Below are 23,654 nucleotides of genomic sequence, written 5' to 3'. Positions count from 1 at the left end.
CAGCTTTCACCGCCTTTTTCTTTGTTTGAATAAGGGAGATACAAGATCTCCCTTATTTGCTTATTCGAAATACACGTCAGTTAAAGCTTCTGAACCAGTTGGATGCGGCTGATAGCCTTTTAAATCATTAGAAGCGGCAAGCATTGGAATCGAATGCACCAATGGAATCCAAGGCGCTTCGTCATGAATGATTTCCTGCGCTTTTTTATACAGCTCATTTCGTTTCTTTTGATCTGTGTCTGTTTGCGCTTCAATTAAAATGTCATGCATTTTATCATTTTCGAAGAATGTATAGTTGTTACCGCCAATGCTGTCTTTGTCCAGCAGAGTGTAGATGAAATTATCAGGATCGCCATTGTCCCCTGTCCAGCCTAATAAGAACACATCTGCTTCCCCTTTACTTGCTTTATCTAAGTAGGTTGCCCAGTCATATGTCACAATTTCTGCTTTGACGCCGACCTTTTCAAAATTTGACTGAATGACTTCTGCTACCTTCATTCCATCTGGCATGTATGGACGCGGTACAGGCATTGCCCAAAGCTTGATGCGAAAGCCGTCAGGGAAGCCCGCTTGTTTTAATAGTTCTTTCGCTTTTTCTGGATCATACGGATATGGCTCAATGTCGTCATTGTAGCCTTCTAAAGCTGGCGGCAATGGATTTTTTGCTGGCTCAGCAAGTCCGCCATAAAATGACTCAATAATCGATTCTTTATCGACCGCATAATTGAGTGCCTGACGAACGAGCTTGTTATCAAGCGGCTTTCTTGTGACAGTCAGTCCGATATAGCCTACGTTCATCGATGGTCTTTCAATGAGCTGGAGTGCTTTGTCGGTTTTAATGCCATCTAAATCTGACGGATTCACGCCATCCATTAAGTCGATCTCGCCTGTTTTAAGGGCATTTAAACGAGCAGAGTTTTCTGGAATGGAGCGGAAGATGATTTGATTCAGCTTTGGCTTATCCTTCTGCCAATAATCCTCGTTTTTTTCTAACACGATACGGTCGTTTTGCTTCCACTCTTTAAACTTGAATGGTCCTGTCCCCACTGGATTTTCTCTAAATGAATCGCCGCTTTTTTCAACAGCCGCTGGACTTGCGATGCCAAATGGTGACATAGCAATGTTTTTGAGGAATGTCGCCTGCGGGCGCTTTAGCTGAAATTCAATTTCATGCTCGCCTTTGACGATGATGTCTTTAATGACATGCCCTTTATCTTTTTTATAGCCGCCAAACATACCATAGTAAGGAAACTTTTCTGCGTCTCCATTCATCCAGCGCTCAAAATTGAATTTCACTGCTTCTGCGTTAAAGTCTGTGCCATCGTGGAATTTCACACCTTTTCTTAAGTAGAACGTGTATGACTTTCCGTCCTTTGCAACATCCCATTCTGTTGCGAGGCCAGGATGGATGGTCGTGTCTTTCTCACCGTAATTCAAGAGCTTTTCAAATATATTCTCTGTGACCTTGAAGGTTTCGCCTTCTGTTGTTGTGATTGGATCTAGTGAAGTGGAATCTCCTCCTCTGCCAAATACGAGGGTATCTTTTGTTGCCTTTTCTTCTGATGTCGGTGAAGATGAGCATCCCCCTAAAAAGAGCGCCAGTGCCAGCACAAAAATGAAACTACTGAATAACCATGTCTTCTTCATTGTGTTCCTCCTTTTGATATAAATAACACGCGGCTGCGTGCCCCGGTGCCTCCTCATACAAAGCAGGAACTGCTTTCAGGCATTTCTCCCATCTTTTTGGACACCTTTTGTAGAAAGGACAGCTGCCGCGTTCCGTCATTGTGGTCTCTTCTGCTGCCACATCTTGCGCCTCTAGTACGTGATCCATATGTGGAATGGATTTCAGAAGCAGCGACGTATAAGGATGAAGCGGGCTGTGAAACACATCTTCGGCAGGCCCCATCTCGACAATGCGCCCAGCATACATGACGGCGATCCGGTCGCTCATATATCTGACAACCCCAAGGTCGTGAGAAATAAACAGATACGTCAGAGAAAGCGTCTTTTGCAATTCAAGCATCAAATTCAAAATTTGCGCTTGAACGGATACATCCAAAGCCGAAACTGGTTCATCGGCAATGACAAGACTTGGGTGCGTAATAAGTGCTCTAGCAATACCGATACGCTGCCTTTGCCCGCCGCTGAATTGATGCGCATAACGTTCTCCGTAGGAAGGATCAAATCCAACAATGTGCAGCATCTCTTTTACCCGTTTCCGTCTTTCTGCTTTCGTCCCATGCTGATGGACAATCAGCGGTTCCTCTAAAATATCTTTGATTTTCATTCTTGGATTTAAAGAAGCATATGGATCTTGAAAGATCATTTGAATGTCTTTTCTTAAGGAACGCATGTCTCGTTCTTTTAGAAGGGTGATCTCCTGCCCTTTTAATTGAATAGAGCCTGACGTCGGTTCAGTCAATCTCATTAGGCTTTTGCCAAGTGTTGATTTCCCGCAGCCTGATTCACCAACAATGCCAAGCGTTTCTCCTTCCTTCACGTGAAAGGACACTTGATTTAAAGCCAAAGTCGATTGTTTATGTTTAGAAAAAAAAGCGGCTGTGTCATACCGTTTTGTCAGCTGATTCACTTGCAAGAGTGGGTGAGTCAGTGTCTTCTCCTCCTTCCATTAGAAAACATGCCACGCGGTGATTCTGTTCAATGGATTGTAAGGCTGGATCTTTTTCAAGACATTGCGGCATTTGGTATGGGCAGCGTGGTGCAAATTGACAGCCGGACCGGATGGCCCCTGGCTTAGGCACATGACCTGCAATAGAGATGAGTTTTTCTTTTTTCTCTTTAAACGACGGGACTGAGGCGAAAAGACCTTTCGTGTAGGGATGCAGAGGTTTTTGAAAAATACGGTCAACGGTTCCTTCTTCTACAATTCGACCGGCATACATAATCATGACTCGCTGGCATATTTGCCGCACGACGCCTAGATCATGGGTAATAAATAAAATAGCAGTGTCCATCTCTTCGTTCAGCTTTTTGAGCAGACGAAGGATTTGCGCTTGAATGGTCACATCAAGTGCAGTTGTCGGTTCATCAGCGATCATAAGCTTTGGGTGACAAAGCATTGCCATTGCAATCATGACTCGCTGGCGCATGCCGCCTGATAATTCGTGTGGATATTTTTTAAGTAACGATTCCGCTTGCTTCAACCCAACTGTTTGAAGAAGATCAACCGCCTTCGCTTTTGCTTCTTTCTGACCGATTGCTTGATGTGTGAAAAGGGCTTCCGTCATTTGTTTGCCGATGGTCATTAATGGGTTCAGAGATGTCATAGGCTCTTGGAAAATCATCGAAATGTCATTTCCTCTTATCTCTCGCCACTGTTTCTCTGAAAGTGACAGCAGATTTTGCCCTTCGAAATGAACCTCGCCCGTTGTATCAGTTTGCTGATTCAGACCCATTAATGACATGCTTGTGATACTTTTCCCGCAGCCAGATTCACCCACAATCCCTAACGTTTCCCCTTTTTGAATCGAGAAAGATATGTGATGGACGATGGGCACTTTTTGCTTTTTCTGCTGAAACGCAATGGACAGCTGTTTGACATCTAGCAGCACGTCTTGTTCTTTCACATATTCACCACCCCGTCATACTTTTTAAAATTGTATTGAGACAAGCTGGGAAATATGTCATGTTTTTGACAACATAAAAAAGCCTATCCGCTAGAATCGGATAGGCTTCTACTAATTTAATGTTTGAATGGTAAATAAATGACGATAGTGGCTGTCTTGGTTCATTAATTCTTCGTGTGTTCCTTTTTCCACAATTTCGCCTTGTTCCATGACCACAATTTGGTCAGCATGTGTAATGGTTGATAATCGGTGTGCGACAATAAAGGTTGTGCGATCCTTCGCCAGCTTTTGCATCGCTTCTTGAATGTAATGCTCACTTTCTAAATCAAGTGCAGACGTCGCTTCATCTAAAATCAAAAGCGGTGGATTTTTAAGAAATACCCTTGCAATGGAAATCCGCTGTTTTTGTCCGCCTGACAGCTTCACGCCCCGTTCTCCTACTTTCGTGTCATATCCTTCAGGAAGAGACATAATAAAATCATGCGCATTTGCCGCTTTTGCAGCCGACACGATTTTTTCAAAAGGTGCTTCAGGGTCACCAACCGCAATATTTTCTTTAATCGTGTCACTGAATAGGAATGTATCCTGCAGCACCATTCCGACTTGATTTCGAAGACTTCTTGCTTTGTACTCTTTTATATCAATGCCGTCAATTTCAAGTGACCCGTTTGTGACATCATAAAACCTTGGAATTAAGCTGACGAGTGTCGACTTCCCTCCACCGCTCATTCCTACAAGCGCAACCGTTTGTCCTTTTTCTACTTTCAAGGAGATATTGTGCAGAATCTCTTCCTGCGTGTGTTCATAACGAAACGACACATTTTTAAACTCTACCTCTCCTTTTAAATGATTGGCTTCTTTTGCATTCGGCCGGTCTGTGACCTCATATGGCTCATCAATAAACTCAAAGATCCGATCCATTGATGCAACGGACTGGGTTAACGTCGTGGATGAGTTAATGAGACGGCGAATCGGATTGTACATCCGGTCAATATAGCCGACAAAGGCGATCATGGTCCCAATCGAAAGCGATCCATTAATCACAGTGTAGCCAGCAAATGCAATGATTAACAGCGGTGCAATGTCAGTGATGGTATTGACGACGGCAAATGTTTTGGCGTTCCAATTCGTATGGTTGATTGCTTTGTTTAAGAAATTTTTGTTTTCATCATGAAAATTCTCTTGTTCATATTCTTCAATCGCAAAGCTGCGAATGACCGGCATTCCTTGTACCCGCTCATGCAGGTGCCCTTGCACTTCAGCCAGCGCCTGTGACCGCTCTTTTGTCAGCTTGCGAAGCCGTCCGTAAAAATACTTTACTGCAAACGCGTATAGCGGAAAAATAATGACAGACACGATGGTGAGCTTCAGATCCAGTGTACACATAATAGCGATCACGATCAGTACAGTCATCATATCCAGCCAAATGTTCATGAGCCCTGTGATGACAAATTCCTTTGTCTGCTCCACATCGTTGATCACTCTTGAAATAATTTCTCCTGTTCTCGTGTTGGCATAATAACGAAGACTTAGCTTTTGAATATGCGAGAACAGTTTTTCCCGAATATCAAATAATACCTTACTGCCTGTCCACTGAGCGTAGTATTGTCTATAGTATTCAACAGGCGGCCTCAACACTAAAAATAATACGAGCATGATTCCCATTATGATCAGTAGAGTTGATGTCTTTTCTTCAGCTGACCCCGAGCCTTGAATGACATCATCAATGACATACTTTAAAAGCAGAGGCAAGGTTAAGGGAATCGAGAACTTAATCATTCCGATGACCATTGTCAATGCAATCTGTTTTTTATACGGTGTTACAAAAGCCATGTAGCGTTTAATGACCCCCATGTAAATCTCCTTCCCAATCTATCAGTGCCTCTTATCCGTACGCAGTCAAAAACCTGTTAGCCTAAAAAGCCAAACAGGTTTTTTGATGCTCTTGCTTATTTTGTATAATGTAAAAAACGTTCATACCACATATCCACAAATTCAGGAGCAAACGGACCTTTCCGCTGGTGAATCCAATGCAGTAATGTATTCAGATGCTCTCTTAAGATACTATCGATTTCTTTTGGATAATTCATCTGCCTCTTATGATCTGCATATTCGTCCTCATCCAAAATATTGTACGTCATGTCTGGAAAGACTTTGACGTCTAAATCGTAATCAATATACTTAATTGCCTCATCATCTGTCGCAAAAGGAGAGCTGATGTTGCAGTAATAATATACCCCATCATCTCTAAGCATCCCAATTACATTAAACCATTGTTTTGCATGGAAATAGCAAATAGCCGGTTCTCTCGTCATCCAAGTACGGCCGTCGGATTCAGTCACCATTGTACGGTCGTTTGCACCAATGATACACAATTCCGTTGCTTTCAGAATGGTGGTTTCATTCCAAATCCTGTGGATCAAGCCATTATGTTTATAGCTTTGAATTTGGATGGTTTCTCCTTCCTTGGGATAGCCCATATTTTCTCCCCTACTTTCTATAACAAACAAACCTAACAGTCCAAAGACCTAATTTCCCAACTAAACATGTCTCTATTATATTATACCGTTACATCATTAAAAAATGAAATGAAAAAGCCATTCAACCCAATTGAACGGCACACTGACTTACATCACGCTAGAACTCTTTTCCATCTGTTTATATGAGTTAATGACCTCTTCTGTCTGTTTTGTAAATAAGGTTTGCACTTTTTGCAGTTCCTCACGTTTCTGTTTGATCTGATCACAAAGCCTATGCCACTCTTCTTTTTTTTCATCCTGCTGCAATTGTTTTTCTGTTTCTAAGCATAGATCGAGTTCTCCCTGCACATCGAGCAGCTGATCCATGAGCTGCATTTGTTCTTTTACAAGCTGATCGAAATCAGACATCTAACTCCTCCCTTTTCATCGAATCCACTTTTTGTCTGTATACCATTTCTTGAAAGAAAGAAGAAATCCTTTGACTGTTTATGTAGAGGTTTTACAGGTTTTGTCGGATGGTGATGAGAGGCAAAAAAGAAAAGCACTTCATTCGTATATGAAGTGCTTTCCTTTGTTTCAGTGATTAGCTGTTTTGTTGTTTGTTTTGCTCAGCTTTTTGGTTGTATTTTTTTACTTGCTGTACGTCAGTCTCACTAGCAAATTCAGTACCAAATTGACCGCCTTGTGCAGAAGCTTGGTTTTGTTTCTTCACTTGTTGCGCGTTTGTTTTGTTTTGTTGTTGATCCATCATTATCACCTCCACGCACATTAATTTGTGCAGAAGGTGCAGATCCTATTCATGATTTTTTTAAACAAGCAAAGAACGTCCGCCATCCACAATAATCGTCTGGCCTCTAATCATGTCTGCTTTGCCTGATACAAGGAATTCCACGCTGTCGACCATGTCTTTAATTTCCACCATTCGGCCGGCAGGTGTGTTTTTCTTCGCATCTTCTAAAAGCTCTTCACGGTTCGGGAAGTGCTTAAGTGCATCGGTATCGATTGCGCCGCCTGATACAGCATTGACAACGATATTTTTTTGTGACAGCTCAACAGAAAGGTAACGTGTCAAAGCTTCTAGTGCTGCTTTTGATACGCCGACTACTGTGTAATTTTCAAGATAGCGAATAGAGCCTAGTGAGCTAATGCTGACGATATGTCCGCCGCCGTTTTTCTCCATTAGTTTCGCTGCTTCTTGTCCGCAGAATAACAAGGCTTTCGCATTGATATTCATTGTCCAGTCCCAATGATTTTCTTCAAGGTCCATGATTGGGCGCTGAACGCCAGATGCCGCATTGTTCACAAATACGTCTAAACGGCCAAACGTTTCGTCAATTTGCTGGAACATGTCTTTGATTTTCTCTGGCTGACCAACGTTGGCTTTGACAACTAATGTTTTAACACCCATCGCTTCAATTTCTTCAGCTGTTTCAAGTGCTGCTTTTTTGCTTCTTGCATAGTTAATGACAATGTCATATCCTTTTTCAGCGAGGCGAAGGGCTACTTCTTTCCCGACTCCTCTGCTGCTTCCTGTAATTAATGCACATTTACGTTGACTCATTATGGTTCATCTCCTGATTTGAATAGTTTTCGTCCATTCGCTTCACACTAATAGGAAAATTCCTATTAGGAGGTTACATTCATGTATGTCGGACGCGATTTAAGCCAGCTTGGCATGATGTCCAAGGATCAATGGAAAGATACTGAGCTTGCTTACTTTCATCATGCTTTCCAACAAATTTTACCTTATTTGAACGAAGAAGGGCAATCTAAGTATCGAGAAATCATTTCTGAAATCGAAGACCGCGGGGGTCTGCACCGAAATGAAGCAGATTATACTCACGGTACAACAGTTAAATACGACTAGGCTGCTCAAGTGCCATCTTCCAAATTTTTTGGTGTGAGACTGGCAAAGCATACGCATCAAATTCTTCTGTTGTGACTTTCTTCAGCATCGTGTCATCAGATATAGAGGTAACTCGTCCAAAGAAAACAGAAATATTCCAGATGAGGTGGGTAAATACATGCTGAATGGTGCCTTCTAAATCACCAAGCTCCGCTTGTACACCTGCCTCCTCTTTTAAGAAATCAATCAGCTGCTCTTTTTCCGTTTTTCTTCCCTTCATGGTTTCCATATTAGGGAATTCCCATAAATTCGCAAGGAGGCCTGTACTTGGCCGCTTATGAATATATAGGTTGCCTGCGTCATCAAATAACACCGCTGCTGCCATTGATTTTGCAGTCGGCTTTTTCTTTTTGCTTTTCACTGGGAGCTCATGCTGAACGCCTTCCTCAAGTGCCGAGCAATGCATGTTCACAGGGCAAATGAGGCAGGCAGGGGATGTTGGGGTACAAATGAGCGCACCAAGCTCCATCAGCCCTTGATTAAATTCTGACGGCTTTTCCCGGGAAATGAGCTGATCGACCGCAAATTCGAAAATGTTTCTCGTTTTTGGTTTTGCAATATCATCCCATATGGACAAAATACGAGAAATGACCCTCATCACGTTGCCGTCTACCGCAGGATACGGCTTGTTATAGGCAATACTCAGCACTGCGCCGCTCGTATATGGGCCTACACCTTTGAGCTTTGAAAATTGCTCTTTCGTATCAGGCACCACGCCACCGTAGGATTCATATACTTCTTTCACAGCTGCCTGTAAATTACGCACTCGAGAGTAGTAGCCAAGACCTTCCCATGCTTTCATGACCTTTTCTTCATCAGCTAAAGCGAGATCCTTCACCGTCGGAAATTGCTCCATAAACCGGTTGAAATACGGAATGACCGTATCTACTCTCGTTTGCTGGAGCATGACTTCTGATACCCAGACGCGGTATGGATCTTGATTTTCACGCCACGGCAGTGTTCGTTGTTCTTTTTCATACCAATCAATTAAATCATGCTGAAATCCCGCAATATCTTTGCGGTCCAGCTTTTCTTGAATGTCTTTCATATCTATACTCCTTCTCATTGGACCGAGGGCTAACGTTCTGAATAGAACCTTATTTGTTGTATACTGTTTGTAGATACGTTAACATGTTACATTAAATCGGGATAAAGCAAAAGTGATTTTGCACATAGTCTTGATTGGAGACGTATACTTTGTATGATTGTTCCTAAGCATGACAACTAGGAGGTAATCAATTGGACACTGGTACTCATGTAGTAATGGGCATTTCTCTTGGGGGACTTGCACTTTTAGATCCAGCCGTCAGCGCAGATCCACACATGGCACACGCCGTGATGATCGCGACAATCGCCGGCTCCCAAGCACCAGACATTGATACTGTGCTAAAACTAAAAAATAATGCGGTTTATATAAGAAATCACCGAGGATTTACACATTCCATTCCGGCTGTACTGTTCTGGTCATTGCTGATTCCGGCTGTGATTTTCCCATTTGTGCCGGGGGCGAATTTACTTCACCTTTGGTTATGGACACTATTAGCCGTTGTACTTCATGTGTTTGTAGATATATTTAATGCATACGGCACACAGGCCATTCGTCCATTTTCAAAGAAATGGGTAGCTCTTGGGATCATTAATACGTTTGATCCGTTTATCTTTTTTACACACCTTGTCGCCATTGTCGTTTGGGCGATTGGCGGACATCCCGGCTATACGTTTATTACGCTGTATGCCGTGATTTTCTGTTACTATATCGTCAGGGTCATCATGCAGCTTCAGATTAAACGTCAGCTGCGTGCACGATTCGATGAAATTGAAGAGATTATCATTTCGCCTACAATGAAGTTCAGACAATGGCGCATTGCCGTGAAATGTAAATCCTCTTTCCATGTTGGGCGCAGTATGAATGGAGAGGTTGTCATTTTAGACACCTTTAACCGGGTGCCGGTCCCTGATACTGAAATTATGAAAATTGCCAAACAAGATGAAAACATTTCAGCCTTTCTCTCCTTCTCCCCTGTCTACCGGTGGGAAGTGGATAAATACAAGGATCATTACGAGGTGCGGTTCATTGATTTGCGCTACCGCAGCAAAGGTCATTATCCTTTTGTCGCGATCTGCCATATCGACATGGACCACAAAATCAAAAATTCCTATACCGGCTGGATTTTCAGTGAAGAAAAACTGCAAAAAAAATTAAGACTCGGCTCTGTGTGAGCGAGTCTTTTTTGTGCTTCACTCTTACAACTTCGTCATATATTCCACAATAAACTCCCAAAAGCCAGGTCCTTCTTGATAAATCAGCCAGTCTACTTTTTCGATGAGTTTGATATAGAGTTCTTGTTCGAGGTCTTCTCTTTCTTGATATGCCGTGTTTTGTAGTTTCTTTTTGATCATGGGTGTGAAGGTTTCAATGAGTTCTTCCATTTCTCCATTGGTCATTTTGTCTTCTTGCACGGACATCTCCCCCTGTTTCTTCTTTTAGTTTGTTGAGCGCTTTTTTGTGAATGTTTGAGATGTTTTGTCTTGTTTCGCCTAACTGATCGGCTATTTCCTTCATTGTTTGGCCTTCGACATAGATTTGGGTTAGGACCATTTTTTGTTTGTCTGTGAGCTGCTGGTAGGCCTTGTACAATGTTTGATCTTGCAGATGCTCCCCTAGGTCTTGCTGGTTGAAGAGCACGGCTTCATACGTATCTGTTTGAACAGGGTCTTTCACTTCTTGCGTATCAGGATGATCGAGTATGAGCGGAAAACGCTGCTGCTTCTTTTTTACTCGTTTGTCAAAGTCGACTGAAAAGATGCGTATCATTGTGGAGATATACTTGATGATGCGGATTTTCTGATAGAACTGTTTGAACTCGGAATCTAGTTTTTTGGCATTTTCCTCGTTTGGCTCTTCCATAACTTGCCGGAGCAGCTGCTCGTTTTTCGGGTTGCTTAAAAACTGCTGAATGAGCGGGTGATCAATGATTTCCTTCCATTTTGCTTTCAATAACAGCCGATAATCCATGTGCATCCTCCCCTTTGTTCCCTCTACTAGCATTAAGTGGACAAAAGTTAAAAAAAGTAAACTTCGTGAAACGGGTCTAATGGTTCATTTTATCCCCCTCTGCTTTCCTTTTTCTTTTTTCATACCACTTATATAGAAGACGAGCATCCGCTGGGAGGTGAGACAAATGGAGACCTTTTTTTCAGAGGAATGGCTGAAGCAGCTCGGTCAGGCTGGCTTTCCTGCCATTTTGACGGTTTACTTGCTGACACGCTTTGAACGAAAGTTTGATGAATTAAGCAAGCTCATCCAACGATTAGTCGCTGCTCAAAAAAATGATGAATCAGATTGACATCTGCTTGATTCGTTTCACCTTATGAAAACGAGGGCGAAAAGAAAGGCCTTTTGTCACCTCACACAATACGATGTTGAAAGGGGATTTTATCATGAGTGAAAAGCAAAATGGAATACCACAGCCGATTCGAGGAGAAAAAGGCGCAACGGTCAAAATTCCACGTAATCTCGAGCGGGACAGACAAAATCCAGATATGCTCACGCCGCCAGAAACCGATCATGGAACGGTCTCCAATCTGAAATATTCTTTTTCTGATACACACAATCGTTTAGAAAAAGGCGGCTACGCCCGCGAGGTAACAGTCCGCGAACTGCCGATCTCTAAAAGTCTTGCATCTGTTAATATGCGGCTAAAGCCTGGTGCGATTCGTGAGCTTCACTGGCATAAGGAAGCGGAATGGGCGTACATGATTTATGGGGAAGCCCGGATTACATCGGTTGATGCAGAGGGGCGCAATTTTACAGAGGATGTGACAGAGGGTGATTTGTGGTACTTCCCTTCTGGCCTGCCGCACTCTATCCAAGCACTTGAACCAGGAGCTGAATTCTTGCTTGTGTTTGATGATGGGTCTTTCTCAGAAAATAGTACGTTCCAAGTAACTGATTGGCTTGCCCACACGCCAGAGGAAGTCGTGCTTAAGAACTTCGGTATGACAAAAGAGCAGTTTGACAAGCTGCCAGAGAAAGAAAAGTATATTTTCCAAAAAGGAATTCCTGGTTCCCTTGAATGTGACAAGGTGAAAACAGAGCAAGGAGAAGTCCCGAATTCCTTTAAATATGAGCTGTTAAAACAGGAGCCGATTACGTCAAGCGGCGGACAAGTGTGGATTGCAGACTCTACCAATTTCAAAGCGTCTAAAACGATTGCATCCGCTCTTGTGAAAGTTGATCCAGGTGCTATCCGAGAGCTGCACTGGCATCCAAATACGGATGAATGGCAATATTTTATTTCTGGAAAAGCACGAATGACGGTATTTGCTTCTGATGGACATGCGAGAACCTTCAACTATCAGGCGGGAGACGTTGGCTATGTGCCATTTGCGATGGGGCATTATGTAGAAAATACAGGCGACGAACCGCTTTATTTCTTAGAAATCTTTAAGAGCGATCATTATGCAGACATTTCACTGAATCAGTGGCTTGCGGTCACACCGAAACAGCTTGTTCTTGATCATTTAGATCAAGGCGAAGATTTCTTAAAACTGCTTGATACTGAAAAACATCCTGTGATCGCTGCACTAAAAAAAGAGGATTAACATATAACTTCCTGCAAAAAGGCTGTCCTTTTTGCAGGTATCTTCATGTAAAGGAGTGTTTGTTCACCTATGCAGCAATCTGTTCACGCTTTATGGCAAGGGCTGAAATGGCTCATGGCGGCGTCGGCTGTCTGTTACATATTTTTGTTGTTTTGTGTGCTGTTCTTTCATTTAACGGGTGCTTTTTATCAATCGATTTTATCGATGCTTTTATTTATGGGCATCTATGTGATACTTGGGATATCCTTTGAGCATGTGGAGCATGTGCTCATGAGAGTTGTGAGAAAGTGCCGTTCCAAAAAATGCTCTATCGTTTTCTATGCCATTTCAATTCATCTTTTGTTTATTTGGGGTGCTGTCTATTTATCAGATGAATTGGTAGGCGGCATTTTACTGTCTACTTCTGAGGAAATTCTCTTTGCCCTAAGCCTCTGGTTGTTTCATTTTTTGTTTGATTATGCGACGTTTTCGTTTGAGAAAGAAGCTTAATGATCTGCTTCATATGATGGATATCATGCTCGTTCAGCCCTTGGAAGTATCTTAATAACGTCAGCTTGGTTTGACCAATAAAAAAGAGTTCATTCCAGCGAGATGGTTCGATTTTCTTCATTTCTTGAAGTAATTCTGTTCTGACAGCAATAAATCGACCGATCGTCTCGCTTTTCTTTTCCTTTCTCGCTCTTTCAGCTGACTGCTGATTCATTTTGTGCACATCAGGAGCTTGAGGTAACGGCTGATCGTTCCAAAATTCCTTTAGGCGATCGTTTAAAATAAATTCATCCCACGGAACGAAATGTGCGATGATTTCAGCGGTGCTCCATTTTCCATCAGCGATCGCTCTTCGCCATTCTTTGTCTGTTAATTCCGTTAGCGACTGTACCCATTCAATGGAGTGTTCATAATAATCAATAATCGATTCTTTGTTTAACGTCAAATGGTTCTCCCCCATTTACATGCTTTTATGTAGATTGTATCAATGATGAGAAAGATAAAAAAACACCACTTATGATGTAAAGTGGTGTTTCTTGTGTTTTCTCCGTGCATATAAGATCGCACCAATCAAACTGACGAGTGAAATCAACCCGAGAATTCTGATATAAGGCGGATAGTAGGTTAACACAATCTCGTTTTTGCCTTTTTCTATTGGAAAACCGATAAAGGCGTAATTGGCTTGTTCAATATCGGTCTGCTGTCCGTTCACCGTGAGCTCCCAGCCTTTTTCATATGGTACTGGCAGAACCATATAATCATCGCCGCGTTTGTTATCATATGAAATCGTAAAGCGGTTGTTTTCGAGCTTTACTTGCTGGCTGCCATGATCCTGTTTTTCTTTTTCATATGCCTTCTCTAGGACGCGGTAAGGCTCTTGATATAGCTTTAATTGACTCAGCTCATACGTCCCTTTTGGTACTCGAATCGAGAGAATCTTTTCCGCAGGGACTCGAATCGTCACTTCATTGACGCCTGTTTTGTAGATGGATGTATTGCTTTTTCTTGAGGTGACGTAGTGATCAACAGATAACTGAAATCCTTCGTTACGGTCTGTCCGCTTCACATAAAAGCTCACATACACATCCCCAGCGCGGGCCATATCATCTGGCAGCGTGATATTCAGGCCGCCTGTTTCTCCGTATACATCAAGCACGCCATGTTCGTATATGGCTTGTATCGTATGAATATTTGTATCCTTGACTCGATCTGGCGCGTGCTCAATTTCAGCGTTTCCTTTTTTGTCTAAAACCACACCTTGCAGCATCGCATGCTCCCTATCAAGTGCTGAGGCATCCTTTAAGGATTCTTCTGAATAAACGGTGCTTGTTGTTCTTGCAAATGGCAGCGGCCGTGTATTTTCATACACTTTATAATGTTCGCTTTCCAATATTGGCTTAAAATAAGCTGGCGGTGAGTAAGGCATCGCGCTCGTTCTCATATAATACTTTCCATAGGTCAGGCTGTATAAATTCGCTCTGTCCCCCATTGTTGCATAACGGCTGACACTTTCCCGTCCCATATCGATTTGCAGGTCATTCCAGTAGAAATTGAGTAAATGCTGATTCAATATACTTGAATACGCACTCATGCCTTGAAAGCCTTCAAATAACGGGGTGTTGTTGCGCACGCCGTTCATCCAGTCAATCCGGGCAAGCGGATCTTTTGAAGAGCGGCTTTGAATCTGCTGAATGAGCTTCATTTGCTCATGTCCAGCATAAGCCTCACTATTCAGATACGTATCTGATACGCTCTTAATATTGCTTCTTTCAGATAAGTAGCCCTGCTGATACACGCCTGCTGTCAGTAAGCTGACAACGATGAGCACAGCTGAAAAGAGACGAAGGTGCTGGCGTTTTTCCGCATGAATCAAAAGGAAAAACAAGCTGATCACAAGCAGTCCTATGCCTGTAAATACAACAACATCCATATTTCCCTTTGCTCGTTCTGATAAGATGACTGCGAGAAGAAACACGATCCAAGCGCCTAAGACCGCACGCTTTTTCCACTTCCACTCGATTTGCGAGAAATGCTTGATGGTGATGGCTGCGACCGCTCCAACTGTAAAGGCAAGAATGTACTCAAATCTGTACTGCGGTGCTGAGAAACCATTAAACACGCTCGCCATCTTTGGACTGTAGTGAAAAACAATGAGCAGAACGCTGATCGATGTAAACATGAAAAACCACCTGTTCCGGTAAATCGGAACGAGGAACATACAAATGAGAAAGATCACAGGTAATAAATACACCCTGCTTGTAAACAGCAGATGATCATGCAGATCAAACCAAGGTATGGATTGATCATATGGCGGCCTTATATTATTCAGAAAGCCATAGACAGACGGGACAAAAAAGGCGGCACTGATTCCAAAGGATAACAGCGTAGAGACCGCCAGCGTCCAGAACACCTTCCACCCGTTCTCCTCACTTCGAAGCTTGATGATATATCTGAAGACAAGATAGATCGCTAAAAAGATAAAATGAATATAAGCAAAGTAAAAATTGTTGATAAGCATCAGGCTGCACGCCGCAATAAACCAAGCCGGCTTACCTGTTTTGAAAATCCGTTCAACCCCAAGTACAAGCAGCGGGAGCCACATCATACTGTCGGTGAAAAACTCCCAAAATGTTTGATGCCGAAAATACACAATAGACAATCCGTAAATTGCGGCTCCTGTTAATGCGCTCAGCCTATGCTGAACCATTGAAAGAAGCACACGGTAAGCGATGAAAAGAATAAGCGTCAGCTTGATCACACTCAGCCAAATGACGGCATTTGCCCAGAAATGAATGTCCGTTGACTGGATGAAATGAAGCGCATTCATCAGCCAGACGACAGCGACTGTGACCATAAAGACAGTCGACGTTGTGAAATAATAACCTAATTGCGTATATGTACCGCCGCCTAGACCGAATTGATAGGAATAAAAGAAGTTCCCTTTGACGTATTCATCGTAAAGCAGCTTTTTAAATGGGAGCATTTGTGAGATTCCGTCTCCATCTCCTGTCATATACCGGCCTTGCGTATATTCATATAAGAAAAAGGAGTGTCCTAATAAAGCGAGAATGAGGCACATTCCTATCATTATCCATCTACGTTTCATCATCTAAATCCTTTCCACAAAAGATCCACTTTTCTTTGAAACAAAACAACCCAGCAAGCGATTCGTGCTTGCCGGTTATTTGACTCCACGTTATTTAAATAACTGTGTTAACACTCGGTCTTGTTCCTTTGAGCTTGTCTCTTGTTCCATCACATTTGATTCCTGGATTAAATAATGCGGCCTCTTTTTCGTTTCATAATAGATACGGCCAATATATTCTCCAATCACACCTAGACTCAAAAGCTGGACACCTCCGAGGAACAGCACAGCCGATATTAAAGTAAAATAACCCGGCACCATAATGCCCGTTCTGACGATTTGAATAAAGGTGGCCACGATGTAAATCAATGAGAGAAATAAGATCAGTATGCCAGTATAAAAACAAATTCGCAGCGGGCGGTTGTTAAAAGAAATGACGCCATCTATGCCATAGTTAAATAATTTCTTCAGTGACCATTTTGTATCACCATGCTGTCTTTCTACATTTTCATAATAGATGACCTTTTCTTCAAACCCAATCCAGCAAAAAAGCCCTTTCGAAAAACGATTTCCCTCTTTCAGCTGAAGCAATGCATCGATGGCTTGGCGTGAAATTAAACGGAAATCCCCGACGCCATCACGCAAGTCCACTTCTACTACCTTGTTCATCACCTTATAGTACATGGATGACAGGTAAGAGCGCAGCTTGCTGTCACCTTTACGATTTCGTTTGGCAATGACTTGATGATAGCCTTCTTCATATCCCCTGACAAAGTCCTGAATTAAATACGTCGGGTGCTGCAGATCGGCGTCCATAATAATCGCAGCTGCTCCTTTTGCATATTCAAGACCTGCCAAAATAGCGGCTTCCTTTCCAAAGTTACGCGAAAAGGAAATATATTTAACCTTTGCACTTTTTCGAGAGAGCTCTCTCATGTATTGAAGCGTGTTGTCTTTGCTTCCATCATTCACAAAGATGATTTCAAAGTCATAATGAAAATCGCGAAACTCTTCCTCGAGTGCCTCAAAGATTCGTCTGATGTTTTCACCTTCATTGTAAGAAGGAATTATAACAGAGAGCAGTTCCCGTTCCATATCGCACCTTCTCTTCACTTTTTTCACATAGTCTGATATGTTCATTATTCCTTTTTTGTCAGAAAACGAAACCCTTTTTTATTATCCATAAATTACATGTCTCTTTAATCGTTTCATTATATCAGAGTTTTATTTCCATTGATTTTCAGCAGGATGAATTTAATGTAATTTTAAGTTTAATCATTGTAAAAAGCCTGTAATTTTGATCACAGACTGGGTATTGTTTCATAAAATTGTTTGTTCATTTATATATTTTCCTATTTATTGAAAAAGATGAATGGAAGTGAAAGGGCAGCCTTTTTAGTGAAGCAGCCCTCGATTGTTTTGTTGCAGATGCTCGTTTGCCTTTGATTGTTTATTTTGAAATAAATGCAGCTGCGCTCCGTAGCTCTCGATCCACTCTTGGACAATTCGTTCTGTTGTTTCCTGTCCTTTATACTTACGGCCAGCCTTTGCATAGGTCGTTTCAAAATCACTCCAAAGCAGCTCTACCCATGTACGTGCTTCGTCATATGTCAGCATATTGTTTTTTTCCATAAGTTGTTCTGTTAGTCGCTCAAAGTATTGTTCCATGCCTGTTCCTCCTTCATCTAGCAGAAAGTGCCTTTTTAAAAAAACTTCTTTTTTCATATACTACCCTTACGTCTTCAAAAGACGCAAATGATTTGTATTGTTTGGAGGGAATCGATATGCGTAATAAAGCAAAAGGCTTTCCAAATCAGGTAAATCACAAGTTTGAAGGCGAACCAGGCGCTACAGATGCTTATGCGTCTAAACGGCCGAATGGTGAAACGAATACACGTCCACAGGAACGTATGAGGGCATCAGGGAAACGCTAATTTTTCCAAAGGGAGTGCTTGAGATATGAGTTCAAATGGGAAATCGTATATGGCAGACTTTGTTCAATTAAGGACAACCGCTTACCCTCAACCATGGGCAAATGCAAAGCATTCTGCCTCTCAGGTCAACGGAGAAACGCAGCAAACGCAGCACGACATCGTACTTCAGAACAACGTCCGTAAACAGCGTTCGAAGTAAAGAAAAGGACTGATCACTTAGGATCAGTCCTTTTGCGTCAGCATTGAAATCGGCAGGGCATCTTCCTGATTTGGAGCCGATACTCTGTATCCCCACGCAAAAACGCCATTTAGATATTCTACATAAAACTCTTCGTCTGTGTCTTTGATTTGATAAGTCGTTTTCGTTTGAATCAAGGCTGGATCTAATAAATAGGCTTTCGCCATATCAATTTTCCGTTCTAAAACTGCGTATTCATTCACAATGCCAAGCTGCTCAGCCTTTCGTGCTTTTTCAGAAAGGGCGGCAATCTCCTGCTTCAATTCATATTCTGTCATCTCACTATAGCGTTTTTCCATCTGTCATTCCCCTTTGTCTAAAACGTGATCAATTGTATCGAGATCAAAGCCTTTTCTGAATAAAAATTGCTTCACTTTCATCTTCTTTTCAAATGATCCGTCATATCCTACCTTGCGTTTTGCCTTCTCCAGCATATAAAGGAGGGCTTCTTCTTCCTTTTCCTCTTCTTGTCCATCATAGGCTTCTTGAAGGGCTTTATCAATGATCTCAAACGAAAATCCCTTTCGCTGTAGCTGCAGCTTGATGCGCTGCTCGATCTCTTTTGCAGAACGATTTTTTTCTTTTTTGACAAGCTTGAGAACCTGCTTTACAGCTTCCTCCAGCTGTAGGTCATCAGGGTATTGCGACAGCGCCTGTTCAATCGTGTCATCGTCTATCCCCTTGAGCTTCAATTCTTTTTTTAGGACGGACGGTCCTTTGCTGTTCGTTTTCCGGTGGGTGCTGACATAGGCTTCTGCAAATTCAAGATCATTTACATACTTATAATGCTTTAATTTGTGTATAATTTCACTAATAGCAGGTGCAGGGATTTCTTTTTTCGTTAAATAATCGGTGACTTCTTTCACTGATCTCATGCGGTAGGATAAATAATCAACGGCCTGCTGAAATCCTTTTTTCACTGAATCACCGAATTGAATCTCAATGATATCTGCTTCGTCAAGCTCTTTTCCTTTTTTCAAATCGTGCTGGACGAGCACATCTAAATCAACGCTAAAGGCGTACTTTTCATCAAGAAAGATGTTGACCCGCTCGGTATTGTTTTTCTGAGCAGAAATTTTTGTAATATAAGGCATCCTGTGATCACTCCTTTTCCAAAACAGTCAGGATGTTTCTTCTGATTCAAAATCGTGAAAGATATAGGTATGTATATGAGAGGAGAGATGTCAATTGAATATCGCCATTACCGGAGGAACCGGTTTTATCGGCCAGCATGTCACAAAAGTGCTCGCTGCTGAGGGACATCATCTATATATTTTAACAAGAAATCCAAAGGAATCCGAACAAAATCATTTACATTATGTGCAGTGGCTGACCGAAGGTGCTGCGCCTGAGCATGAATTACCTGCCATTGATGTATGGATTAACCTTGCTGGAAAATCCATTTTTACACGCTGGACAGACAAGGCAAAAGAAGGCATCCTCTCCAGCCGTCTCAAATCAACACAAGAGGTAAAACGCATTATAGAAGCGCAGGAATCAAAACCATCTGTACTGATTCAAGCAAGTGCTGTTGGGATTTATGGCACTTCTCAAACAGGAGAATTTACGGAGGAATCACCTCCTGCGGATTCTGATTTCTTAAGTCATACATCAAGGCTTTGGGAGGCTGAGGGACAAAAGATTGAAGCCCTCGGCATTCGTACGGTCTACACACGCTTTGGCGTCGTGTTGGGCGAAAAAGGTACATTGCCGCTGATGACACTTCCTTACAAGCTGTTTGCCGGCGGGACAATTGGGTCTGGCTCGCAATGGGTTTCATGGGTTCATGTTGAGGATGTGGCACATCTCATTGCTTATGCGATTCATCATGATGACCTGTCAGGTCCGCTCAATGCGACATCACCGAATCCTGTTCAAATGAAACAGCTTGGACAAACCATTGCTTCTGCCCTTCACCGCCCCCATTGGCTGAAGGTGCCATCTTTTGTGATCAAAACGGCGCTTGGTGAAATGTCATTACTTGTTTTAGAAGGCCAGCGTGCTCTGCCAAAAAAAGCACTGCTCTCTTCTTATGACTTTTTGCACCCTGAACTAAAAGAAGCGATTTTGCAATCTGGGGAATAAATGTTGTCAAAAACACCCATCCTATTAGAAATGAGATGAGGGAGCGATTTTGATGAAGAAAAAAGAACACCAGCCAACTTCGAAGCTGAAGAAAACCCAGGAAGTCCTGTATCAGCAGGAATTCAAAAAAGCGGAAAGAGCAGCAGAAAAAAGAAACAAATAAGGCGGATATTCCCCTCCAACAAGCACATAACTAAAGTGATCTTGTAAAGGAGGGAAAGGCTTTGAAAAAAGACCAACACAAAAAATCCAACCACGAGCTCGCGGCACAAGAGACGGATGGCGAATATGTTGAATTTTCCAAAGAACTTGCAGATCCGAATGACGTAAAAGCAATGGCACGTATGAAAGCAGCCGATCAGCGCGCCAAAAAACAATAAGTAAAAAAGCAGACCTTATTCAGCGGTCTGCTTTTCTTTTATTTGATTTCAGTAAGAAGACTTGATGCTTTCTGGCGTGATTTTTCCTCAGGCACCTCTTCTGGATAACCTATATGAAGGATCGCAGCAAACCGTTCGTTTTCCTTTAATCCCATGTCTTGTTGAAAGCCTTTGTCGTATAAAATACGTCCGCTCTTCCATACCATACCGATCCCTTGATCCCACGCAAGCAGCTGAAGATTTTGAATGAGCGCGCTGACAGCGGCAAAATCATCATTTCTCACTACAGGGTTCTCGTCTTCTTTTAGCACGACAAGTAAAAGCGCCGGAACCTTAGAAAAGTATTCTCTGTATTGATTGATTTTTTCTTCTTTTGCATCTGGGTTGTTGCGCTGAAAGAAAGCAATGAAGCGCTCTACAAAAGTCGCTTTGGCTTCATCCGTCGCCGCATATAAAAAGCGCCACGGCTCCGTGATTTTATGATTAGGTGCATAGACTGCATCCTCTAATAGCGGCTGAAGCTGCTCAATCGTCACCGGTGTGTCTTTGAATTTTCGAATCGATCGTCTATATCTGACAGCGTCTCGAACCGTTAACGCTTCTGTTTGTTGTTTCATTTCTGGCATAAATGTCATCCTTTCAATCAACTTAATTGAAATTGATTCTCATTCACATTATAAACGTCATCGCGTGCAGTTGCAAATCAAGTATCTCTTCTCCCCGTCTGCTAAATAGTTGTTTGACTTTTTCAAGTAATGTTACAATCATATTACGTTTTAAACAAATTTTGAGAAAAAAGCCAAGATGATGAAATGATTTTCAAGTATTCCCATTTTGTCTGATCTTGTTTTTTTGTCAAAAGGCTTTCAACCATGATTGGAAGGGAGGCTTCTGGATGGAATGAAAATTAATATTGGACAAATCATTAAACTCTACCGTTATAAACAAAATATGACCCAATCTGAATTGGCAGAAGGAATTTGTTCTGTCTCTCATTTAAGTAAAATTGAAAATGGCTCAAAGGAGGCCAATCAAGATACGATCAATCTGCTGCTTGAACGGCTTGGCATCAGCCAAGAAAAGCTGTCACAAAAGGCGCGTCATCTGCTGTCACTTTTGGATGAGTTTCAAATGAATATGTATTTCTATGCTCTCGATCAGGCTGAACAAAATGCAGAAATGATCATTCAGCACGAGGAGCAGTTCTTTTCGCTCGATTTAGGCATTCAGTATCATTTGTCTTTATTTCAATTTTATTTACTAACGGATAAACAGCCGCTTGCCTTAAAAACACACCGCGTGCTCAAAAAATTCGAAAAAACCTTTATTGAAACGGAAAAAGAAATTTTTGAATATCTTGACGGCATTCATCAAATTAAAATTGGTCAGCTTGAAGATGGACTGAAAAAGCTTGAAAGCTGCTTTTCCTACGCTTCAGTTGAACAAAGTGATTTGTATTATCACTATGCAAAAGCACTTGGAAACTTGGGACAGCTGGGTGATGCGCTTGAAGCGACACATCAAGCGATGGATTTATATAGACAAAAGAACAATTTCAAGCGGATTATTCACTGTACACTTATTCACGGCGTGATCTCACTTGAACTAAAAGCCTATCAAACTGCGAAGAAATATATAAAGGAAGTGATTTTGCACACGTCCCTTCACCCTGATGCCTTTATTAAAATGTCCGCTTATTTTTATTACGGGGTGCTCTTAAAACGTGAAGGTGATTTCTCTTCAGCTGTGCCTTATTTACTAGATTCACTCAATTACTTTAATCAAGAACAGATAGAAGATCGTTACTGTGAAACGCTATATGAAATTGCGACACTATATGCTGAATATGACCGCAAAAAAGCACTTCCCTACATACACGAGCTGTTAAAACAGCCTCGTATTCAGCCAAACTGTTTATATATGATCAAAATCTATAAATTGATGATTGAGGAAAACCCTCTTGATTTGAAAACCTATTTGGTCGAAGCAGCCCTTCCTTACTTTGAACACAATGAGCTGCACAGTGAATATTTGTTTGCTCTTAGAACCTTACTTACCTATGCAGGTGCTGAGCTTGATGAGCAGACGTATCAGTCCTATACAAAAAAGCTTCTTGATCATTTAGCGGGATATCTTCCCTATTACAAAAAAGCATGACCTTCTGCCGATCGAAGGTCATGCTTTTTCTATTTATTAAATGGTCTCTTGTTGATCTGTGTCATGATGGTTCACCGGTTTGACAGAATGAATATACCGTCTTTTTGCAAAGAAATCGTACGCATGCTGTCCAAAGCCAAGCCAAATACTGAGCAAGATGAATGGGACCGTTCCCCATAAAGCAGGGATATGGCAGGCCATACGCAGCCAAGTATAAATCCCTGAATTCTTTTGATTTTTGGCTAGGGAAATAGACACGATTCGTTTTTCCGCCTTCTCTTCACTGATTTTATTCAGCCTGAGCAGCTGCGAGTGTCTAAAGGATTCAAAGTGAATCCGATTTTTCCAATCGAGTGATCTTAATAAATCAATCATTTTTGCACATGCAGGACTTTGTCCGTCATAAAACACAAGCAGCCTCAGTGATTTAATGGAACGCTGTTCTCTTTTTTTCGATTCAGCGAGCTTCTTTTTTTCTTGATCGAGATAAATGATTTTTTTCATAAATTGATCGCCTGTCCTTTTCCGTCATTTTTTTAGTTCGTTCAAAGGAGATTACAACTAGATTACTATAGTTGCTGGGCCTCTTGTATTGGGAAAAAGCCAACCGTTGTGCGTTATATGAGCCTTTGGATAAGGGCAAAATCATTGATTTCATGGCATATATGAGGTTTTTCAACTAAAAGTGGTTGGGAAAATCGTGGT

Annotated in this window: 29 protein-coding genes and 1 pseudogene; 11 read left to right on the top strand and 19 right to left on the bottom strand. The window is 41.9% G+C overall.

Features of this window, described 5'->3' with window-relative positions; all coding sequences use genetic code 11:
* Positions 1-60: 60 nt before the first annotated feature.
* The 8 genes and pseudogenes from MHB69_RS04165 to fabL form a co-directional block, all read right to left on the bottom strand.
* Complete coding sequence (locus MHB69_RS04165; protein ID WP_061110602.1) at positions 61-1,647, bottom strand: ABC transporter substrate-binding protein; 1,587 nt, start codon at positions 1,645-1,647, stop codon at positions 61-63.
* Complete coding sequence (locus MHB69_RS04160; RefSeq protein ID WP_342496036.1) at positions 1,622-2,599, bottom strand: ABC transporter ATP-binding protein; 978 nt, start codon at positions 2,597-2,599, stop codon at positions 1,622-1,624. Before MHB69_RS04160 ends, MHB69_RS04165 begins: the two co-directional genes overlap by 26 nt.
* Complete coding sequence (locus MHB69_RS04155) at positions 2,568-3,590, bottom strand: ABC transporter ATP-binding protein (RefSeq protein WP_342496035.1); 1,023 nt, start codon at positions 3,588-3,590, stop codon at positions 2,568-2,570. The genes MHB69_RS04160 and MHB69_RS04155 overlap by 32 nt, the downstream gene beginning before the upstream one ends.
* 111 nt (positions 3,591-3,701) lie before the next feature.
* The gene (locus tag MHB69_RS04150; RefSeq protein WP_101676725.1) at positions 3,702-5,444 is read right to left on the bottom strand and encodes an ABC transporter ATP-binding protein; all 1,743 of its coding nucleotides are present in this window, start codon (positions 5,442-5,444) and stop codon (positions 3,702-3,704) included.
* A gap of 95 nt (positions 5,445-5,539) precedes the next feature.
* Entirely contained in the window at positions 5,540-6,070 is a 531-nt protein-coding gene (locus tag MHB69_RS04145) for a DUF402 domain-containing protein (RefSeq protein ID WP_024425209.1), read from the bottom strand.
* 147 nt (positions 6,071-6,217) lie between these two features.
* Positions 6,218-6,478 carry a YgaB family protein gene (locus MHB69_RS04140; protein WP_034284208.1) on the bottom strand — a complete coding sequence of 87 codons (261 nt, stop codon included), beginning with the start codon at positions 6,476-6,478 and terminating at the stop codon, positions 6,218-6,220.
* Between the two features lie 175 nt (positions 6,479-6,653).
* Positions 6,654-6,803 (bottom strand): annotated as a pseudogene (locus MHB69_RS04135) (gamma-type small acid-soluble spore protein); the annotation flags it as partial.
* 75 nt (positions 6,804-6,878) lie between these two features.
* Positions 6,879-7,631, bottom strand: coding sequence for an enoyl-[acyl-carrier-protein] reductase FabL (gene fabL, locus MHB69_RS04130; RefSeq protein WP_024425211.1), 753 nt, complete (start codon positions 7,629-7,631; stop codon positions 6,879-6,881).
* An 81-nt stretch (positions 7,632-7,712) separates the two neighbouring features.
* Here fabL and MHB69_RS04125 point away from each other — a divergent pair, with 81 nt between their 5' ends.
* Entirely contained in the window at positions 7,713-7,937 is a 225-nt protein-coding gene (locus tag MHB69_RS04125) for a hypothetical protein (RefSeq protein ID WP_003217808.1), read from the top strand.
* Here the strand turns inward: MHB69_RS04125 and mutY are convergent.
* Positions 7,924-9,024, bottom strand: coding sequence for an A/G-specific adenine glycosylase (mutY, locus tag MHB69_RS04120; protein ID WP_342496034.1), 1,101 nt, complete (start codon positions 9,022-9,024; stop codon positions 7,924-7,926). The genes MHB69_RS04125 and mutY overlap by 14 nt on opposite strands.
* A gap of 191 nt (positions 9,025-9,215) precedes the next feature.
* Here mutY and MHB69_RS04115 point away from each other — a divergent pair, with 191 nt between their 5' ends.
* On the top strand, positions 9,216-10,196 hold the full coding sequence (locus MHB69_RS04115; protein WP_342467361.1) for a metal-dependent hydrolase: 981 nt from the start codon (positions 9,216-9,218) through the stop codon (positions 10,194-10,196).
* A gap of 24 nt (positions 10,197-10,220) precedes the next feature.
* Here the strand turns inward: MHB69_RS04115 and rsoA are convergent, their stop codons facing one another.
* Positions 10,221-10,442 (bottom strand): sigma-O factor regulator RsoA, encoded by a 222-nt coding sequence (gene rsoA / locus MHB69_RS04110; RefSeq protein WP_047947016.1) that lies wholly within the window; start codon positions 10,440-10,442, stop codon positions 10,221-10,223.
* Positions 10,390-10,992, bottom strand: coding sequence for a sigma-70 family RNA polymerase sigma factor (locus MHB69_RS04105; protein ID WP_024425214.1), 603 nt, complete (start codon positions 10,990-10,992; stop codon positions 10,390-10,392). The genes rsoA and MHB69_RS04105 overlap by 53 nt, the downstream gene beginning before the upstream one ends.
* Before the next feature lie 166 nt (positions 10,993-11,158).
* Here MHB69_RS04105 and MHB69_RS04100 point away from each other — a divergent pair, with 166 nt between their 5' ends.
* From MHB69_RS04100 to MHB69_RS04090, 3 genes are all read left to right on the top strand, one after another.
* On the top strand, positions 11,159-11,323 hold the full coding sequence (locus tag MHB69_RS04100) for a YvrJ family protein (protein WP_073204399.1): 165 nt from the start codon (positions 11,159-11,161) through the stop codon (positions 11,321-11,323).
* A gap of 94 nt (positions 11,324-11,417) precedes the next feature.
* On the top strand, positions 11,418-12,581 hold the full coding sequence (locus MHB69_RS04095) for an oxalate decarboxylase family bicupin (RefSeq protein ID WP_065215152.1): 1,164 nt from the start codon (positions 11,418-11,420) through the stop codon (positions 12,579-12,581).
* Between the two features lie 69 nt (positions 12,582-12,650).
* A complete protein-coding gene (locus tag MHB69_RS04090) occupies positions 12,651-13,070 on the top strand; it encodes a regulatory YrvL family protein (protein ID WP_120208565.1) in 420 nt (139 codons plus the stop codon).
* On the opposite strand, the gene MHB69_RS04085 is transcribed toward MHB69_RS04090, so the two are convergent.
* From MHB69_RS04085 to MHB69_RS04070, 4 genes are all read right to left on the bottom strand, one after another.
* A complete protein-coding gene (locus MHB69_RS04085; protein WP_260983473.1) occupies positions 12,979-13,515 on the bottom strand; it encodes a DinB family protein in 537 nt (178 codons plus the stop codon). The two genes, MHB69_RS04090 and MHB69_RS04085, sit on opposite strands and share 92 nt — an antisense overlap.
* A 69-nt stretch (positions 13,516-13,584) precedes the next feature.
* A complete protein-coding gene (locus MHB69_RS04080) occupies positions 13,585-16,179 on the bottom strand; it encodes a YfhO family protein (protein WP_342496033.1) in 2,595 nt (864 codons plus the stop codon).
* Between the two features lie 87 nt (positions 16,180-16,266).
* On the bottom strand, positions 16,267-17,250 hold the full coding sequence (locus tag MHB69_RS04075; RefSeq protein WP_284384723.1) for a glycosyltransferase family 2 protein: 984 nt from the start codon (positions 17,248-17,250) through the stop codon (positions 16,267-16,269).
* A 300-nt stretch (positions 17,251-17,550) separates the two neighbouring features.
* On the bottom strand, positions 17,551-17,823 hold the full coding sequence (locus MHB69_RS04070; protein WP_024425219.1) for a YfhJ family protein: 273 nt from the start codon (positions 17,821-17,823) through the stop codon (positions 17,551-17,553).
* 116 nt (positions 17,824-17,939) lie between these two features.
* Here MHB69_RS04070 and MHB69_RS04065 point away from each other — a divergent pair, with 116 nt between their 5' ends.
* Complete coding sequence (locus MHB69_RS04065; RefSeq protein ID WP_003217849.1) at positions 17,940-18,089, top strand: small, acid-soluble spore protein K; 150 nt, start codon at positions 17,940-17,942, stop codon at positions 18,087-18,089.
* 25 nt (positions 18,090-18,114) lie between these two features.
* Positions 18,115-18,288 (top strand): YpzG family protein, encoded by a 174-nt coding sequence (locus MHB69_RS04060; protein ID WP_008360604.1) that lies wholly within the window; start codon positions 18,115-18,117, stop codon positions 18,286-18,288.
* 23 nt (positions 18,289-18,311) lie between these two features.
* Here MHB69_RS04060 and MHB69_RS04055 read toward each other — a convergent pair whose 3' ends face one another.
* Positions 18,312-18,626 carry a YfhH family protein gene (locus MHB69_RS04055; RefSeq protein WP_251232603.1) on the bottom strand — a complete coding sequence of 105 codons (315 nt, stop codon included), beginning with the start codon at positions 18,624-18,626 and terminating at the stop codon, positions 18,312-18,314.
* Positions 18,627-18,629: 3 nt separating this feature from the next.
* On the bottom strand, positions 18,630-19,421 hold the full coding sequence (gene recX / locus MHB69_RS04050; RefSeq protein ID WP_024425808.1) for a recombination regulator RecX: 792 nt from the start codon (positions 19,419-19,421) through the stop codon (positions 18,630-18,632).
* Between the two features lie 94 nt (positions 19,422-19,515).
* On the opposite strand from recX, the gene MHB69_RS04045 reads away from it, so the two are divergent.
* From MHB69_RS04045 to MHB69_RS04035, 3 genes are all read left to right on the top strand, one after another.
* Complete coding sequence (locus MHB69_RS04045; RefSeq protein WP_342496032.1) at positions 19,516-20,412, top strand: TIGR01777 family oxidoreductase; 897 nt, start codon at positions 19,516-19,518, stop codon at positions 20,410-20,412.
* 52 nt (positions 20,413-20,464) lie between these two features.
* Positions 20,465-20,575 (top strand): YfhE family protein, encoded by a 111-nt coding sequence (locus MHB69_RS04040; RefSeq protein ID WP_017358836.1) that lies wholly within the window; start codon positions 20,465-20,467, stop codon positions 20,573-20,575.
* A 61-nt stretch (positions 20,576-20,636) separates the two neighbouring features.
* Positions 20,637-20,792 (top strand): YfhD family protein, encoded by a 156-nt coding sequence (locus MHB69_RS04035; protein WP_024425223.1) that lies wholly within the window; start codon positions 20,637-20,639, stop codon positions 20,790-20,792.
* Positions 20,793-20,830: 38 nt separating this feature from the next.
* On the opposite strand, the gene MHB69_RS04030 is transcribed toward MHB69_RS04035, so the two are convergent.
* Positions 20,831-21,418 carry a nitroreductase gene (locus MHB69_RS04030; protein ID WP_342496031.1) on the bottom strand — a complete coding sequence of 196 codons (588 nt, stop codon included), beginning with the start codon at positions 21,416-21,418 and terminating at the stop codon, positions 20,831-20,833.
* Between the two features lie 274 nt (positions 21,419-21,692).
* Here MHB69_RS04030 and MHB69_RS04025 point away from each other — a divergent pair, with 274 nt between their 5' ends.
* Positions 21,693-22,949: a transcriptional regulator gene (locus MHB69_RS04025; RefSeq protein WP_034283753.1), complete on the top strand. Its 1,257-nt coding sequence runs from the start codon at positions 21,693-21,695 to the stop codon at positions 22,947-22,949.
* 36 nt (positions 22,950-22,985) lie between these two features.
* Here the strand turns inward: MHB69_RS04025 and MHB69_RS04020 are convergent, their stop codons facing one another.
* Entirely contained in the window at positions 22,986-23,453 is a 468-nt protein-coding gene (locus MHB69_RS04020) for a DUF393 domain-containing protein (protein WP_034283752.1), read from the bottom strand.
* Positions 23,454-23,654 lie beyond the last annotated feature (201 nt).

It is taken from the genome of Bacillus sp. FSL K6-0994, assembly GCF_038630815.1.
In the GTDB taxonomy this organism is placed as follows: Bacteria; Bacillota; Bacilli; order Bacillales; family Bacillaceae; genus Bacillus; species Bacillus safensis.
This window is presented reverse-complemented; position numbering and strand designations above follow the sequence as displayed.

Excerpts from the sequence above, each read along its gene's own strand:
- MHB69_RS04165 (WP_061110602.1), bottom strand. The coding sequence starts at position 1,647 with ATGAAGAAGACATGGTTATTCAGTAGTTTCATTTTTGTGCTGGCACTG.
- MHB69_RS04150 (WP_101676725.1), bottom strand. The coding sequence starts at position 5,444 with ATGGGGGTCATTAAACGCTACATGGCTTTTGTAACACCGTATAAAAAA.
- MHB69_RS04145 (WP_024425209.1), bottom strand. The coding sequence starts at position 6,070 with ATGGGCTATCCCAAGGAAGGAGAAACCATCCAAATTCAAAGCTATAAA.
- MHB69_RS04140 (WP_034284208.1), bottom strand. The coding sequence starts at position 6,478 with ATGTCTGATTTCGATCAGCTTGTAAAAGAACAAATGCAGCTCATGGAT.
- fabL (WP_024425211.1), bottom strand. The coding sequence starts at position 7,631 with ATGAGTCAACGTAAATGTGCATTAATTACAGGAAGCAGCAGAGGAGTC.
- MHB69_RS04125 (WP_003217808.1), top strand. The coding sequence starts at position 7,713 with ATGTATGTCGGACGCGATTTAAGCCAGCTTGGCATGATGTCCAAGGAT.
- mutY (WP_342496034.1), bottom strand. The coding sequence starts at position 9,024 with ATGAAAGACATTCAAGAAAAGCTGGACCGCAAAGATATTGCGGGATTT.
- rsoA (WP_047947016.1), bottom strand. The coding sequence starts at position 10,442 with ATGTCCGTGCAAGAAGACAAAATGACCAATGGAGAAATGGAAGAACTC.
- MHB69_RS04105 (WP_024425214.1), bottom strand. The coding sequence starts at position 10,992 with ATGGATTATCGGCTGTTATTGAAAGCAAAATGGAAGGAAATCATTGAT.
- MHB69_RS04100 (WP_073204399.1), top strand. The coding sequence starts at position 11,159 with ATGGAGACCTTTTTTTCAGAGGAATGGCTGAAGCAGCTCGGTCAGGCT.
- MHB69_RS04095 (WP_065215152.1), top strand. The coding sequence starts at position 11,418 with ATGAGTGAAAAGCAAAATGGAATACCACAGCCGATTCGAGGAGAAAAA.
- MHB69_RS04090 (WP_120208565.1), top strand. The coding sequence starts at position 12,651 with ATGCAGCAATCTGTTCACGCTTTATGGCAAGGGCTGAAATGGCTCATG.
- MHB69_RS04080 (WP_342496033.1), bottom strand. The coding sequence starts at position 16,179 with ATGATGAAACGTAGATGGATAATGATAGGAATGTGCCTCATTCTCGCT.
- MHB69_RS04075 (WP_284384723.1), bottom strand. The coding sequence starts at position 17,250 with ATGGAACGGGAACTGCTCTCTGTTATAATTCCTTCTTACAATGAAGGT.
- MHB69_RS04070 (WP_024425219.1), bottom strand. The coding sequence starts at position 17,823 with ATGGAACAATACTTTGAGCGACTAACAGAACAACTTATGGAAAAAAAC.
- MHB69_RS04065 (WP_003217849.1), top strand. The coding sequence starts at position 17,940 with ATGCGTAATAAAGCAAAAGGCTTTCCAAATCAGGTAAATCACAAGTTT.
- MHB69_RS04060 (WP_008360604.1), top strand. The coding sequence starts at position 18,115 with ATGAGTTCAAATGGGAAATCGTATATGGCAGACTTTGTTCAATTAAGG.
- MHB69_RS04055 (WP_251232603.1), bottom strand. The coding sequence starts at position 18,626 with ATGGAAAAACGCTATAGTGAGATGACAGAATATGAATTGAAGCAGGAG.
- recX (WP_024425808.1), bottom strand. The coding sequence starts at position 19,421 with ATGCCTTATATTACAAAAATTTCTGCTCAGAAAAACAATACCGAGCGG.
- MHB69_RS04040 (WP_017358836.1), top strand. The coding sequence starts at position 20,465 with ATGAAGAAAAAAGAACACCAGCCAACTTCGAAGCTGAAGAAAACCCAG.
- MHB69_RS04030 (WP_342496031.1), bottom strand. The coding sequence starts at position 21,418 with ATGCCAGAAATGAAACAACAAACAGAAGCGTTAACGGTTCGAGACGCT.
- MHB69_RS04025 (WP_034283753.1), top strand. The coding sequence starts at position 21,693 with ATGAAAATTAATATTGGACAAATCATTAAACTCTACCGTTATAAACAA.
- MHB69_RS04020 (WP_034283752.1), bottom strand. The coding sequence starts at position 23,453 with ATGAAAAAAATCATTTATCTCGATCAAGAAAAAAAGAAGCTCGCTGAA.